Here is a 14474-nt window from a genome sequence, read left to right as displayed (position 1 = left end):
CACAAAGAGTTTGAGCAAGATGATGATTAAAAACAAATGTCATGAGACACGGAAAAAAAGTAAACCATTTAGGTAGAAAAACTGCTCACAGAAAATCAATGTTGGCAAATATGGGTTGTTCTTTAATAGAACATAAACGTATTAATACAACTGTTGCTAAAGCTAAAGCTTTAAAAGGATTTATTGAGCCATTAATCACTAAGGCTAAAGATGATACAACGCACAACAGACGTCTTGTATTTTCTAAATTACGTCAAAAAGAAGCTGTAACTGAACTTTTTAGAGATGTTGCTGCTAAAATTGGTGATCGTCCAGGTGGATATACTAGAATTATCAAGTTAGGAAACCGTTTAGGTGATAACGCTGATATGGCAATGATTGAATTAGTAGATTACAACGAAATCTACAATGCAGATAAAAAAGCTAAGAAAACTACTCGTAGAAGTCGTAGAGGTGGTAGTAGTAATACTGTTACTCCTCCAGTTGCTTCAAATGAAGAAGAATAGTTTCTTAATTTGCTGTTAAATTATTATTAAAAGAGAGATAAGCTTTATAAGTTTATCTCTTTTTTTTTACATTTAAGCAAACATATTTATATGAAACCTATCTTTTTACTTATTGCTTTTATTGTTATGACTTCGGTGTCAGCACAAGTTATTAAAAACGAAGTTTCTACAGGTCAAGCTAAACATCCTCATCTTCCTTTAGTAGATCTTAATTCTAGACTACAAGACAAATTTAATGCTGTAAACTATCAAGGTTATTATTTGGCAAATGCTAGTCTACCTGATGTTTCTGGCTCGCCATTTCCCTTTGAAGATGCTGTTATTATAATTAACACTACAGATGGTAAAGCATATAAAGTACCTAATGGTAATTATAATGCTAGTACAGATGAAGTGGTTTCTAATTTTGCTAAAGATTCTTCTTTTGTTTTTCAATCTAACACTATTAAATCTGTTAAGTTTCAAAAATATACTGCTAAGCCATATAGTGATACTACTAGTAAAATTAGTTTCTATTTTGAATTAACACCTCATGCTTCTATCAGGTTGTTAAAAAAGTATTCAGCTAAAGTTATTGATGGTCAAATTAATGTTTTAACAAAACAAAAAACGTCTTCTGATATGTTTAGTTTATCAGACAGCTATGGCATAACTATTGATGATAAAACAGTAACAGAATTTAAGCTTAACAAAAAGTCTGTTTTAAAACTATTGTCTAGTCATAAAAAGTTAATTCAAGACTTTGTTAAAAATGAAAATTTATCTTACAAGGAAGAATATGACGTTATAAGAATGCTAAATTATTATAGTGTTATTTCAAAATCAAATTAAATATAATTCACACACACACACACACACATTCAAAAAAACACACATGAAAAACTACTTATTTATTTTTACTTTATTATTATCAACCTTATCCTTTGCGCAAGGTAGTAACGGTTTTAGCTCAAACTTATCATCTGCAACTATGGATAATAGTCAGCAAAATATGTTTAATGCGGTTAATTACCAAGGTGCTTACTTAGCAAATGGTAAATCAAGCGCTGTTGTAGGATCTCCTTTTGCATTTGAGGATGCTACAATTGAAATTACTTCAAAGGAAGGTAAAGTTTATAAAGTACCAAACGGAAATTATAATGCTAAATCAAACCAAATCGTTTCAAACTTTGCCAAAGACTCTTCTTTTGTTTTTGACGCAAAAGCAATAGAGTCTGTTAAATTTGATAAGTATGTTGCTAAGATTTATAGAGATGAAGATAGTAGAGCTAAATTCTTTTTTGAGTTAACGCCACATGCTACGGTTAAGCTTTTAAAAAGATATGAAGCGATAATTAAAGATGGTCAGATTAATGTAATGACTAAGCAAAAAACATCTCCAGATAAATATGTTGTTAATGACAGTTATGCTGTTTCAAAAGATGGAGTAACTACGGAAGAGTTTAAATTGAAAAAGAAATCAATTTTAAAATTACTTGGTGACAAGAAAAAGTTAGTCGAAAAATTTGTTGACGATAATGATTTATCTTACAAAGAGGAAGCAGATGTTGTCAAGATATTTAATTATTATAGCATTAATTAAGATGCAAGACATTAAAAAAGGGTAATCTATTTTAGATTATCCTTTTTTTTATGCAATTTTGTGAAACTTTTAGAATTATGAAATATCAAAGATTAAAAAAAGCTCTGATCTTATTAGAGGATGGCACCATTTTTCATGGAAAAGCTGTTGGAAAAGAAGGAACAGCATTTGGAGAAATTTGCTTCAACACAGGAATGACTGGATATCAAGAAATTTTTACAGATCCTTCATATTTTGGTCAACTTATGGTAACAACCAATGCTCATATTGGTAACTATGGTGTTAATGATAACGAAAACGAATCGGACTCGATTAAAATTTCGGGATTAATCTGTAAAAATTTTAGTTATGATTTTTCAAGAGTTGACTCAAACGGATCTTTAGAGGACTTTCTTAATAAGCACAATTTACTTGCAATTTCAGATGTGGATACCAGAGCCTTAGTTAGCTATATTAGAGACAATGGTGTAATGAATGCTATTATATCAACAGATGTAGATAATATAGATGGTTTAAAGCAACAGTTAGCAGGTGTGCCATCTATGAGTGGACTAGAGTTAGCATCAAAAGTATCTACCAAAGAGCCATATTTTATTGGTGATGAAAATGCTCCAATCAAAATAGCTGCATTAGACATAGGTATAAAAAAGAATATTTTACGTAACCTAGTTAAAAGACAGGCTTATGTTAAAGTATTTCCTTACAATGCAACATTTGAAGATTTAAATTCATGGAATCCTGATGGATATTTCTTGTCTAATGGACCAGGTGACCCAGAACCATTGATAGAGGCTCAAGCATTAGCTAAAGAAGTCATAAAAAGAGATTTGCCATTATTTGGTATCTGCTTAGGACATCAAGTAATCGCTCTAGCTAACGGAATCTCTACTTACAAAATGCATAATGGACACAGAGGAATAAATCATCCCGTTAAAAACTTAATTACAGGTAAAGGTGAAATTACATCTCAAAACCATGGATTTGCAGTAAATAGGGAAGAGGCTGAAGCGCATCCAGACATTGAAATCACACATGTGCATTTAAACGATAATACAGTTGCAGGTTTAAAGATGAAATCTAAAAACGTGTTCTCTGTACAATATCATCCAGAAGCAAGTCCAGGACCACATGACTCATCCTATTTATTCGATCAATTTATAAGTAATATAAAAAATAATTAATATTAAAAAGACAACGATTTTAAAGTTTCGTTGTCTTTTTTATTTTACTAAAACGTTATAGATAAAATTTTATGTATTTCTATTATAAATCCTATATCTAGCTGAAAATTAAACGTTAAATTTGAAATTAATAAACTAAAATCACACACATATGAGTATTATAATTAATGTTCACGCAAGACAAATTTTTGATTCCAGAGGAAATCCAACGGTAGAAGTAGATGTTGAAACAGAAAACGGTTATGTTGGTAGAGCAGCAGTACCTTCTGGAGCTTCAACAGGAGAACATGAAGCTGTAGAGTTACGTGATGGAGGACCTAAATACATGGGTAAAGGAGTTAGTAAAGCTGTAGATAATGTAAATAATATTCTAGCTGAAGAGCTTTTAGGAGTTAATGTTTTTGAACAAAATTATGTAGATACATTAATGTGTAAAATAGATGGTACACCTAATAAATCGAAGTTAGGTGCCAATGCTATTTTAGGAGTATCTTTAGCTGTTGCTAAAGCTGCTGCTGCAGAATTAGGGATGCCATTATATAGATACATTGGAGGTGTTAGTGCAAATACATTACCAGTGCCAATGATGAATATCATTAACGGAGGATCACATAGTGATGCACCTATCGCATTTCAAGAGTTTATGGTTATGCCAGTCAAAGCCAAAAACTTTTCTCATGCATTACAAATGGGAACAGAAATTTTTCATAATCTTAAAAAAGTATTACATGACAGAGGTTTAAGTACAGCTGTAGGTGATGAAGGTGGTTTTGCACCAACTTTAGATGGTACTGAGGATGCTTTGGATACTATCGCAATAGCTGTTAAAAATGCAGGATATACGCTTGGAGACGATGTAATGATTGCTCTAGATTGTGCTGCTGCAGAATTTTATGTTAATGGAAACTACGATTATTCTAAATTTGAAGGCGAAACTGGTAAAGTACGTTCAAGTAAAGAACAAGCAGATTACTTAGCAGAATTGTCTAGAAATTACCCTATTATTTCTATTGAGGATGGTATGGATGAAAACGACTGGGAAGGTTGGAAATATTTAACTGAACAAGTTGGTGATAAAGTACAATTAGTAGGTGATGATTTATTTGTTACCAATGTAGAAAGATTATCAAGAGGAATAAAAGAAGATATTGCTAATTCTATCTTAATAAAAGTAAATCAAATTGGTACTTTAACCGAAACTATTGCTGCTGTAAATATGGCTCATAACGCAGGTTATACTTCAGTAATGTCTCATAGATCAGGAGAGACTGAGGATAATACCATTGCAGATTTAGCAGTAGCACTTAATTGTGGACAGATAAAAACAGGTTCTGCATCGCGTAGTGATCGTATGGCTAAATACAACCAATTACTTCGTATTGAAGAAGAATTAGGAGAAGTAGCATACTATCCAAAAGATAAAGCATTCAAGATTAAAAGATAAGTAATTTACTATTCTAAATACAAAGCCTTTCAGCGTAAGTTGAAAGGCTTTTTTAGTTTTATTCATATTGATAAATTAAACCTATATTAAAATTGTTAAAACCATTATAAATACCCTTTCTAAATCGTTATAGTTTTTGTAAATTTACAATTCTAATAAACATACATTAAATCAATATACATGTCAAATAAAGCAACGCTTGAAATTAATGGAGAAAAACACGAATTTCCCTTAATTGTAGGTACTGAAAATGAAATAGGAATAGATATCAAAAATCTTAGAGCTGTTACAGGTGGTGTGACAACTATTGATCCAGGTTATAAAAATACAGGATCATGTGAGAGTGCTATTACTTTTTTAGATGGAGAAAAAGGAATTTTAAGATACAGAGGTTATTCTATTGAAGAATTAGCTGAAAAAGCAGATTTCCTTGAGGTAGCGTTTTTATTAATTTTTGGTGAATTACCAACTAAAGAGCAACTTAGTAAATTTGAAAAAGATATTAAGGAGCAGTCAGTTGTTGATGACGATGTAAAGAAAATTTTAGATGCATTTCCTAAGTCAGCACATCCAATGGGTGTCCTTTCTTCTTTAACAAGTGCTTTAACAGCATTTAACCCTTCATCGGTAAACGTAGACTCAGAAGAGGATATGTACAATACTGTATGTAAAATTATGGGTAAATTTCCGGTGTTAGTAGCATGGACAATGCGTAAGCAAAAAGGTTTACCATTAGATTATGGAGATGATAACTTAGGCTATGTTGAAAACATCCTTAAAATGATGTTTAAAAAACCTAATCAGGACTATACACAAAATCCAATCCTAGTTAATGCTTTAGATAAGTTATTAATTTTACATGCAGATCATGAGCAAAACTGTTCTACATCTACAGTTAGAATAGTAGGATCATCTCACGCAGGTTTATTTGCATCTTTATCTTCAGGTATTTCAGCACTTTGGGGACCATTACATGGTGGAGCAAACCAAGCAGTTTTAGAGATGCTTGAAGCAATTAAGGAAGATGGTGGAGACACTAAAAAATATATGGCTAAAGCTAAGGATAAAGAAGATCCTTTCCGTTTAATGGGCTTTGGACACAGGGTATATAAAAACTTTGATCCAAGAGCAAAAATCATTAAAAAAGCTGCTGATGAAGTTTTAGGAGATTTAGGAATCGATGATCCTGTATTAGATATTGCTAAAGGATTAGCAGAAGAAGCTTTAAGCGATTCATATTTTGTAGATCGTAAATTATATCCTAACGTAGATTTCTATTCTGGTATTATTTATAGAGGTATGGGAATCCCAACAGAAATGTTTACCGTTATGTTCGCTTTAGGACGTTTACCAGGTTGGATTGCACAATGGAAAGAAATGCGTAACCGTAAGGAGCCAATTGGACGTCCAAGACAAATATATATTGGAGAAAACTTAAGGTCTTTCAAATCAATTTCTGAAAGATAGATTTCAATTATTAATATTAAAAAAAGCTTCATAAATCATTATGGAGCTTTTTTATATCTTTACTTTATGTTAAAACTAAACGTAAAAAACGAAACCTCTAGATTAAGAGCAGTCGTTTTAGGAACAGCAGTTAGTAATGGTCCAACACCAAAACTAGAAGAAGCATACGACCCAAAATCGTATTTGCATATCAAAGCAGGTACTTACCCAATTGAAGCAGATATGGTCAATGAAATGGAGTCTGTAGCTAAGATTTTTGAAAAATACGATGTAAAAGTTTACAGACCAGAATTAATAAAGGATTGCAATCAGATTTTTGCTAGAGATATTGCTTTTGTAATTGATGATGTTTTTATAAAAGCAAACATACTACCCGAAAGAGAAAATGAATTAGATGCTATTCAATACTTAATTGATACAATAGATCCTAAAAAAGTGATACGTCCACCAGTGGAAGTACACATTGAAGGAGGAGACGTAATGCTATGCAACGACTATATCTTTATTGGAACTTATAGAGGTGACGATTATTCAGACTATATCGTAGCTAGAACAAATCAAGCAGGAGTAGATTATATAACACAACAGTTTCCGCATAAAAAAGTTAAAAGTTTTGATTTAAATAAATCGCAAACCAATGCTTATGATAATGCATTGCATTTAGATTGTTGTTTTCAACCAATAGGTACTAATAAAGCAATTTTACATAAAGAAGGTTTTAGAGACCAAACTGAGTATGAATGGTTGTTAGATTACTTTGGAAAAGACAATTGTTTTATTATTTCTAAAGAAGAAATGTTTAACATGAATAGTAATATTTTTAGTATTTCTGAAGACGTTATTATTTCAGAAAAAAACTTTACTAGACTTAATACTTGGTTGCGCGACAAAGGATTTACAGTGGAAGAAGTGCCTTATGCTGAAATAGCAAAACAAGAAGGTTTGTTGCGATGTAGCACAATGCCTTTAATTAGGGATTAAACTAAAATATTTATAAATAAAAAGCCTCCTTAAATAAAGAGGCTTTTTTTTTGTCAATTTTTTATGGATTTGTAGACCATAATGCAGCGCTTTTAAGCATTGCTCTTCTAGGTAGTTTTAGTCCAGCTACAATTAACTCTGCAAAATCATCGGGTTGTAAAACACTGTCTTCAGAGTTTTTATCTGCGATACCTAAATTAATAGACATATCAGATGCAATTGTACTTGGAGTTAAAGTGCAAACTCTAATATTGTTTTTTCTTACCTCTTTCATTAAAGACTCTGACATGCCAATCACAGCAAATTTTGATGCAGAATAAGCAGATGTATTAGCATTACCATTTAATCCAGCAGTTGATGATATATTAATAATATCTCCTTCGTTTTGGTTTATTAAATATGGTAAAACCTCTTTAGTTACGTAGTACATTCCCATAACATTGGTTTGAATAATTTTACTCCATTGGTCAACTTCCATATCATTTAAAGACCCAAAAGCAGCTATTCCTGCATTATTTACTAAAATGTCTACTTTTCCTAATTGGTCTATAATAGTTTTTATTCCGTCTTTAACAGCCTCGTAATTACCTACATCAAAAACAGCATAAATTGCATGGACACCTAATGCTTTTAATTGGGTAACGGTTTCTTGTAAGTCTGCTTCATTTCTTCCAGTAATTGCAACATCAATCCCTTCTTTAGCAAAAGCAATAGCAGTAGCTTTACCTAAACCTTTACTTCCTCCTGTAATTATTGCTTTTCTATTTTTTAAATGTTCCATAATTGTTTTAGTATCTATATGTTTTTATAATGTTTATCTAGCCTCATAAAATTATAGAGACTATTATAAGAGTTAACGAAATTATAGGATTTTTTTCAGAAAGTCAAACTAAAACGAAACTCTAAAACTAAGATTTGGTGTTATCCCTAATGATGTGTTTTCAATAGTAGTGACTTGATTATTATCAATAGTATAATAGGTATTTAGTATATTTTCTCTGTTAAGAATATTCCATACCGACGCTCCAATAACAGCTTTATTTTCGCCTAATTTAAATTGATATGTAGCAGATAGGTCTGCTCTAATATAGGAGCTTAACCTACTACTGTTTGGTGCATTATAATTAATAGTGTTATTAATAATAGGCGTATTGTCATTGACTTGCGTGTAAGGTTTACCAGAATGCCAATTGACACCAAAAGCTAATTTTAGTTGTTGCCAACTATACGTACTACCATAATTAATTTGATGTTTTATATCAAAATTACTAGGGAAAGCGTTACTGTTATTTAAGTCTTTAAACGTATAATTATTATTGCTATAACTATAGCCTATCCACGTACTAAAACGGTTAATTTGTTTGTTAACTAATACATCAATACCCTTAACATCATAACCTCCATTAACATTAATAAATTGATATTGATTTTGCAATCCTTGACTTCGGGTAGTCACGCCATTAACCGTTTTATAATAGCCTTCAATACTTAATAATAATTTGTTTTTATTATAAGTTAGCCCTAAACCTAATTGCTTACTTTTTTGAATTGGAATGGTATTATTGTTAGCCAAAACCCATCGACGCTTTTCTACACCTAAAAAGTCGTTTTGTAAATCTATTAACTGTGAAGTGGTTTGACTTTTATATTCACCTGAAAGTTCGGCTCTAAAATGTTTTAAAAAGCGTTGACTAATATGTAACCTTGGTTCTAACACACCTATTTTAAAATTTTTGAAGTAATTATGACGAAACCCTAGTTTAATTAAAGATTTTTTGTTTTTGGATTGTAATATCGTTTCGGCATAGACACTATGTGCTGTTAAGTTTCGCTTTAGGTTAACATCTAAAAAAGAGTCATTTGTTTCTTCTAAATTACTTACCGAAACTTCGTTAAATTGATAACCTACATTAATTGAAAAATAGGTATTAAAATCATAGTAAGCATCAATATTAAAACCAGTATCAACTACTTTATTTTCTTGTATTAAACGTTGGTTATTTGCCATATCATAATCCGAAGATCTTAAATCGTAATTTGAGTAATACCCTTTAATTGTGGTGTTGAATTTGTTATTCCAAATATGTTGATATTGTATAGCAGATGCTCTGTTTTGTTGTTTTAGTTGATTACTGTTATTTACTGAGGCATCACTATTTGAGGACTCCTCAAAATCTAATTGATTAAATACATTTAATAATGTAAAACGTAATTTATCTTTTTCTGTAATATTGTGTAAGAGTTTTAATGAGATATCACTAAACCTAAAGGTTTGATTGTCTTTAAACGAATGTTCTGTGTTAGACACTTCAGAGTCCTGAAACACACGTTTAAAATATTGATTATACGTTGGTGTATTTAGTATATCAGTAATAGCGCGTCTAGTTGCTAATTGTAGTTGTGTTTTTGGTGTTAATGGTATAATAGCAAAACCATCTGCAGTAATCATATTTATGCCTATTCCAGCGCTAAAATCGGCATCTATATTATCCGATAATTTCATGTCAATCATACTACTAATTCCGTCACCAAATCGCGCGCTTGTTCCATTTTTTATTACAGAGACATGTTTTGTTAAATACGGATTAAAAGCCGAGATTAATCCAAAAAAGTGTCCTGATTGATACATTTTTATTCCATCATATAAAATAAGGTTTTGATCATGTGTTCCTCCTCTAACATTAATATTAGATACGGTTTCATCTACACTTAAAACACCAGGTATGGCTTGTATGGTTTGTAATATATCAGGTTCAATTAAACCAGGTAAAATTTCAAAGGATTTTGGTGATATGGTTATATGACCAGATTTGTTTTTGTTAATACCAGTGGTTAAGTAATTAGAGATAGTAATTTCGTCTAATTTTTGAAAAGAAAAACCATTTATATTGCCTGTAACGGTAATAAAATGGTCGTCTAATTTGTTGAATTTTATATCAGTTTGGAGTTCTATTTTTGATAACATATCATCCAAAGAATCCTTGCTATCAAACGTCACAAAAACACCCTTAATTACTTTGTCTGCATAAGAAAAACTAACTTTATACTGATACTCTATTGTAGATAGGACATCCAATAAAGGTAGTTTTTTAGTTTGGGCATAAAAAGAAAAGCTAAAGGCTAATGCAATAATTAATAATAGAGTCTTTTTTAACGATTTATTCACGCGTTAAAATAATGGTTTTGTTAACTTTTTTATAGCGTAATTGTAGTGGTTGTGTTATGGACTGTAATGCAATATTAATGTCATTGTGTGTAAACTTACCCGAAAACAATTCGTCTTGTTTAATCGTTTTAGCATCAATCTTTACATTATACTGTCTTTCAAACTCGTCTAAAACTTCGCTTAAAGGTACGCTAATAAAACTACTTAGACTGTTTAGCCAATCTGGTTTTTTTGCATTTAAAGTTAACCGCTCAATAGGCTTATTGTTAATTATTAAAAAGGAATCTCCTGCTTTTAATTTTGTTTCAGCACTGTTAAAAGTCACATTAACTATGCCTTCATAGCAGGTAACTTCAAAATAATTTTGACGTTGCTTAACATTAAATTCTGTTCCCAAAACGGTTACTATTCCTGATGTTGTAACAACATTAAAGGAGCTTCCTTTTTTAACTTTAAAAAAGGCTTCGCCTTCTAATTTAAGACTGCGTGTATTGTTTGCCCATTGTTTTGGATTATAGGTGATTTTAGATAACGCATTTAAATTAACTTCAGAGTGGTCAGGTAGTTGGATTAATGACTTTTCTGCATAATATGTATTAATAGTGGTGTCTAACGTTGTGGTATAATAATAGGCGCCAAAACATATTGCTAAAATAGCTGCAATTTTAAGAAAAGGAGATAGCCAATTAGTTTGTCTTTTTGGTGGTTGTTCAATACTGGTAAGAATTGTTTTTAAAGCCTGGTCAGTGTTAAACTCTGGCGCTTTAAACCCTTGACTGTAATTAGATAATTTTACTATAGCCTCATAGTCCTCAAGCGCTTTAAACGCTTCAAGTTCTTGAGGAGTTAGGTCGTTGTCCAACCATTTTAATATTAGTACTTCTTTATTCATAACTTTAATCTAACTATATAACAAGACCATCCGGAAAATTCCTACCCTTAGGTAAAAAAATAAAATTTATAACCCATCTATCTCTTGTCTTAATTTTTTTAAGGCACCATAAATGCGTTTTTCTACAGCTTTGGTACTAATGTCCAAAAGTGCAGCAATTTCTTTAAAACGTTTACCTTCTACACGATTCATTAAAAAGGCAATCCGTTGAGCCTCAGTTAAATTAGCTATAGCTTTTTCTAGCTTTTTACGGTATTCATCTTCCTCCATTAAAAATTCTGGAGATACATTTGTTTGATGTGTTGTTTTTGTCTGTTGGTGTTTTAGGACTACTTTTTGGTGTGCAACCTCATTTAGCATTAAGTTGTTTGCAATTGTAAAAACATAACTTTTAGCTTTCTCAGGACTTACTTTTTTACAATTTTCCCAAAGCTTTATAAAGGCTTCTTGGGTTTTGTCTTCGGGATTTAAACGGTCTCCAAACTTGAAATATAAAAAGCTATGTAAGCTTTTTGAGTGCTTTTTAAAAAATGCCTCGAATCGGGATTTATCACAAATATTTTTATATAACTGTTTTGACATAATTTTATTAAAGTACTACAAAATAGGACTATTTTTTTTGATAATTAGGTAGGTATTTTAAATAAACAACTGTTTTATACTTGAAACCATGTAAAACATATACTGACTACTAGTGTATTAAAAATGTAATATTAATGAAAATTAAACAACCTCTTTTTGGAATATTACTAGTGTTTGGCTTGTTTTTTAATTGTCAAAATGAAACTATTAATAGTGTTGATCAGCAAAGTGAAACACTTGAATATAACTCTACATTATTCAATTTAATTAGCACAATTGCATTGGATGAAGACATTAATTGTATGGATTTTGAATATCCATTGACTGTTTCCATTTATGATGCAGATTTCCAGTTAGCAGATATCGTAACTATAGATAATGATGACGCATTATATTTATTTTTGCAAACTTTAGACACCTCTATTGTCGCTAGTTTAAACTTTCCTATCACCATGGTTTTACCTGATGAGCAACAAATTGTAGTAAATTCTAATCAAGCCTTACAATCTATTATAACCTTAGAAGGTAGTAGTTGCGACAGTGTAAATTCTTGTACCCAAACAGCTATAGCCAATTATTTAATGGATTGTAATCAGTTGCCAACAATAAATGGGCTTTCACCTAACTTGACCCATTTTAATTTTCAGGAAGATAATAACATAACTGTTTTATATGAAGGCGATATGTTATTTAATGGTGCTTGGGATATTTCGACTATTGATGGGAATGTGTATGTGTTGATTACAATTAGCGGATTAGACAATTATAATGGACAGTGGGAAGTCGTACAATGTGAATCTGAACAATTAGTTTTAGAACAGGAAGATTTAGAACTAATATTGACCCAAAATTGCAGTTCTAACCCATTTAGCTGTTTTGAAGATATAAATCTCACTATTTGTGATGCGGATGGAGATTTAATAGAGACGTTTAATTTAGATGAATTTTATCAAGATTGCGATCAAAGTAATGTTGGTATTAGTTATCATATATCTTATGATGATGCTGTTAATAACGCTAATTCATTGACATCGACCTTTACAAATGTTACAAATCCGCAGACCATTTATGTTAGGGTAGCGCAATATAGTAATCCAGATATATATCAAATATTTACAATAGTTATAACGGTTGAAGACTGCACATAATTAAATAATCACATAATTATATTATAGTCATTAGATAGTCTAACTATTAAAAATTTAGTTTTAGTTAAGTTAATTATTATCATGTTTAAAAGGTTGCTAATTTTAGTAGCCTTTTTTTATGGAATTATTTATATATGAAACTTCGTAAATACGCTTCAAATTGCTATTTTTGTGCTTCTTAAAAACAGAAAAAATTATGTTTAATAATTTAAGCGAAAAGTTAGATAAAGCGTTACACGTACTAAAAGGACATGGTAGCATTACAGAAGTAAACGTTGCCGAAACCCTAAAAGAAGTACGTAGAGCACTTTTAGATGCCGATGTTAACTTTAAAATTGCTAAAGAATTTACTAATAGAGTAAAAGAAAAAGCACTAGGTCAAAACGTATTAACAACGTTACAACCAGGACAATTAATGGTTAAAATCGTTAAAGACGAATTAACTGAGCTAATGGGAGGAGATGTAGAAGGCATAAACATGTCTGGTACGCCAACTATTATATTAATGTCTGGTTTACAAGGGTCTGGTAAAACTACTTTTTCAGGTAAATTAGCCAACTTTTTAAAAACCAAAAAAACTAAAAAACCTTTATTAGTAGCCTGTGACGTTTATCGTCCAGCAGCTGTAGATCAATTACATGTTGTAGGAGATCAAATAAAAGTGGATGTTTATAGTGATAAAGGAAACACAGATCCAGTAGCTATTGCACAAGCAGGTATTGCACATGCAAAGCAAAATGGACATAACGTCGTTATAATTGATACAGCTGGTCGTTTAGCTGTGGATGAAGCGATGATGAAAGAAATTTCTAACATTCACAAAGCAATACAACCACAAGAAACATTATTTGTAGTAGACTCCATGACAGGTCAAGATGCTGTAAATACAGCAAAAGCCTTTAATGATGTTTTAAACTTTGATGGTGTTATCTTAACAAAATTAGATGGTGATACACGTGGTGGAGCAGCAATATCTATTAAATCTGTAGTAAATAAACCAATTAAGTTTATTGGTACAGGAGAGAAGATGGAAGCGATTGACGTATTCTATCCTTCTCGTATGGCAGATCGTATTCTTGGAATGGGAGATGTTGTATCTTTAGTAGAGCGTGCTCAGGAACAATTTGATGAGGTAGAAGCTAGAAAATTACAAAAGAAAATCGCTAAAAATCAATTTGGTTTTGACGACTTCTTAAAGCAAATTCAGCAAATCAAGAAAATGGGTAACATGAAAGACCTTATTGGAATGATTCCTGGTGCTGGAAAAATGATGAAAGATATAGATATTGACGACGATGCCTTTAAAGGTATTGAAGCCATTATCCATTCCATGACTGTAAAAGAAAGAACAAATCCTTCTATTATCGATGCAAGTCGTAAAAAACGAATTGGTAAAGGATCAGGTACTTCTGTACAAGAAGTAAACCAATTACTTAAGCAATTTAATCAGATGAGCAAGATGATGAAAATGATGCAAGGAGGAAAAGGAAAAGCAATGATGCAAGCTATGAAAAACATGAGGTAA

13 protein-coding genes are annotated in these 14474 nt (G+C 31.2%); 9 read left to right on the top strand and 4 right to left on the bottom strand.

Features of this window, described 5'->3' with window-relative positions:
- Positions 1-41 precede the first annotated feature (41 nt).
- The 7 genes from rplQ (at position 42) to JM82_RS02360 (ending at position 7161) form a co-directional block, all read left to right on the top strand.
- A complete protein-coding gene (gene rplQ, locus JM82_RS02390) occupies positions 42-506 on the top strand; it encodes a 50S ribosomal protein L17 (protein WP_145000889.1) in 465 nt (154 codons plus the stop codon).
- Positions 507-596: 90 nt separating this feature from the next.
- The gene (locus tag JM82_RS02385) at positions 597-1337 is read left to right on the top strand and encodes a hypothetical protein (RefSeq protein WP_145000887.1); all 741 of its coding nucleotides are present in this window, start codon (positions 597-599) and stop codon (positions 1335-1337) included.
- A 43-nt stretch (positions 1338-1380) separates the two neighbouring features.
- Complete coding sequence (locus tag JM82_RS02380) at positions 1381-2088, top strand: hypothetical protein (RefSeq protein ID WP_145000885.1); 708 nt, start codon at positions 1381-1383, stop codon at positions 2086-2088.
- Between the two features lie 77 nt (positions 2089-2165).
- The gene (gene carA, locus JM82_RS02375; protein WP_145000883.1) at positions 2166-3269 is read left to right on the top strand and encodes a glutamine-hydrolyzing carbamoyl-phosphate synthase small subunit; all 1104 of its coding nucleotides are present in this window, start codon (positions 2166-2168) and stop codon (positions 3267-3269) included.
- 151 nt (positions 3270-3420) lie between these two features.
- Positions 3421-4713: a phosphopyruvate hydratase gene (gene eno, locus JM82_RS02370; protein ID WP_099570092.1), complete on the top strand. Its 1293-nt coding sequence runs from the start codon at positions 3421-3423 to the stop codon at positions 4711-4713.
- Positions 4714-4893: 180 nt separating this feature from the next.
- Positions 4894-6180, top strand: coding sequence for a citrate synthase (locus JM82_RS02365; protein WP_145000881.1), 1287 nt, complete (start codon positions 4894-4896; stop codon positions 6178-6180).
- A 66-nt stretch (positions 6181-6246) separates the two neighbouring features.
- Positions 6247-7161 (top strand): dimethylarginine dimethylaminohydrolase family protein, encoded by a 915-nt coding sequence (locus JM82_RS02360; RefSeq protein WP_145000879.1) that lies wholly within the window; start codon positions 6247-6249, stop codon positions 7159-7161.
- 61 nt (positions 7162-7222) lie between these two features.
- Here the strand turns inward: JM82_RS02360 and JM82_RS02355 are convergent, their stop codons facing one another.
- The 4 genes from JM82_RS02355 to JM82_RS02340 form a co-directional block, all read right to left on the bottom strand.
- Positions 7223-7942 carry a 3-ketoacyl-ACP reductase gene (locus JM82_RS02355; protein WP_145000877.1) on the bottom strand — a complete coding sequence of 240 codons (720 nt, stop codon included), beginning with the start codon at positions 7940-7942 and terminating at the stop codon, positions 7223-7225.
- Positions 7943-8050: 108 nt separating this feature from the next.
- Positions 8051-10327 (bottom strand): TonB-dependent receptor plug domain-containing protein, encoded by a 2277-nt coding sequence (locus JM82_RS02350; RefSeq protein WP_261375262.1) that lies wholly within the window; start codon positions 10325-10327, stop codon positions 8051-8053.
- Positions 10320-11219, bottom strand: a complete 900-nt coding sequence (locus JM82_RS02345; RefSeq protein ID WP_145000875.1) for a FecR family protein — start codon at positions 11217-11219, stop codon at positions 10320-10322. Before JM82_RS02345 ends, JM82_RS02350 begins: the two co-directional genes overlap by 8 nt.
- A gap of 66 nt (positions 11220-11285) precedes the next feature.
- On the bottom strand, positions 11286-11801 hold the full coding sequence (locus JM82_RS02340) for an RNA polymerase sigma factor (RefSeq protein ID WP_145000873.1): 516 nt from the start codon (positions 11799-11801) through the stop codon (positions 11286-11288).
- Positions 11802-11935: 134 nt separating this feature from the next.
- Between JM82_RS02340 and JM82_RS02335 the strand changes: the two genes are divergently transcribed.
- Together JM82_RS02335 and ffh are read left to right on the top strand one after the other, a co-directional pair.
- Positions 11936-12949: a hypothetical protein gene (locus tag JM82_RS02335; protein WP_145000871.1), complete on the top strand. Its 1014-nt coding sequence runs from the start codon at positions 11936-11938 to the stop codon at positions 12947-12949.
- A 196-nt stretch (positions 12950-13145) separates the two neighbouring features.
- A complete protein-coding gene (gene ffh / locus JM82_RS02330) occupies positions 13146-14474 on the top strand; it encodes a signal recognition particle protein (RefSeq protein ID WP_099570098.1) in 1329 nt (442 codons plus the stop codon).

Source organism: Olleya sp. Hel_I_94, assembly GCF_007827365.1.
Classification (GTDB): Bacteria; Bacteroidota; Bacteroidia; order Flavobacteriales; family Flavobacteriaceae; genus Olleya.
This window is presented reverse-complemented; position numbering and strand designations above follow the sequence as displayed.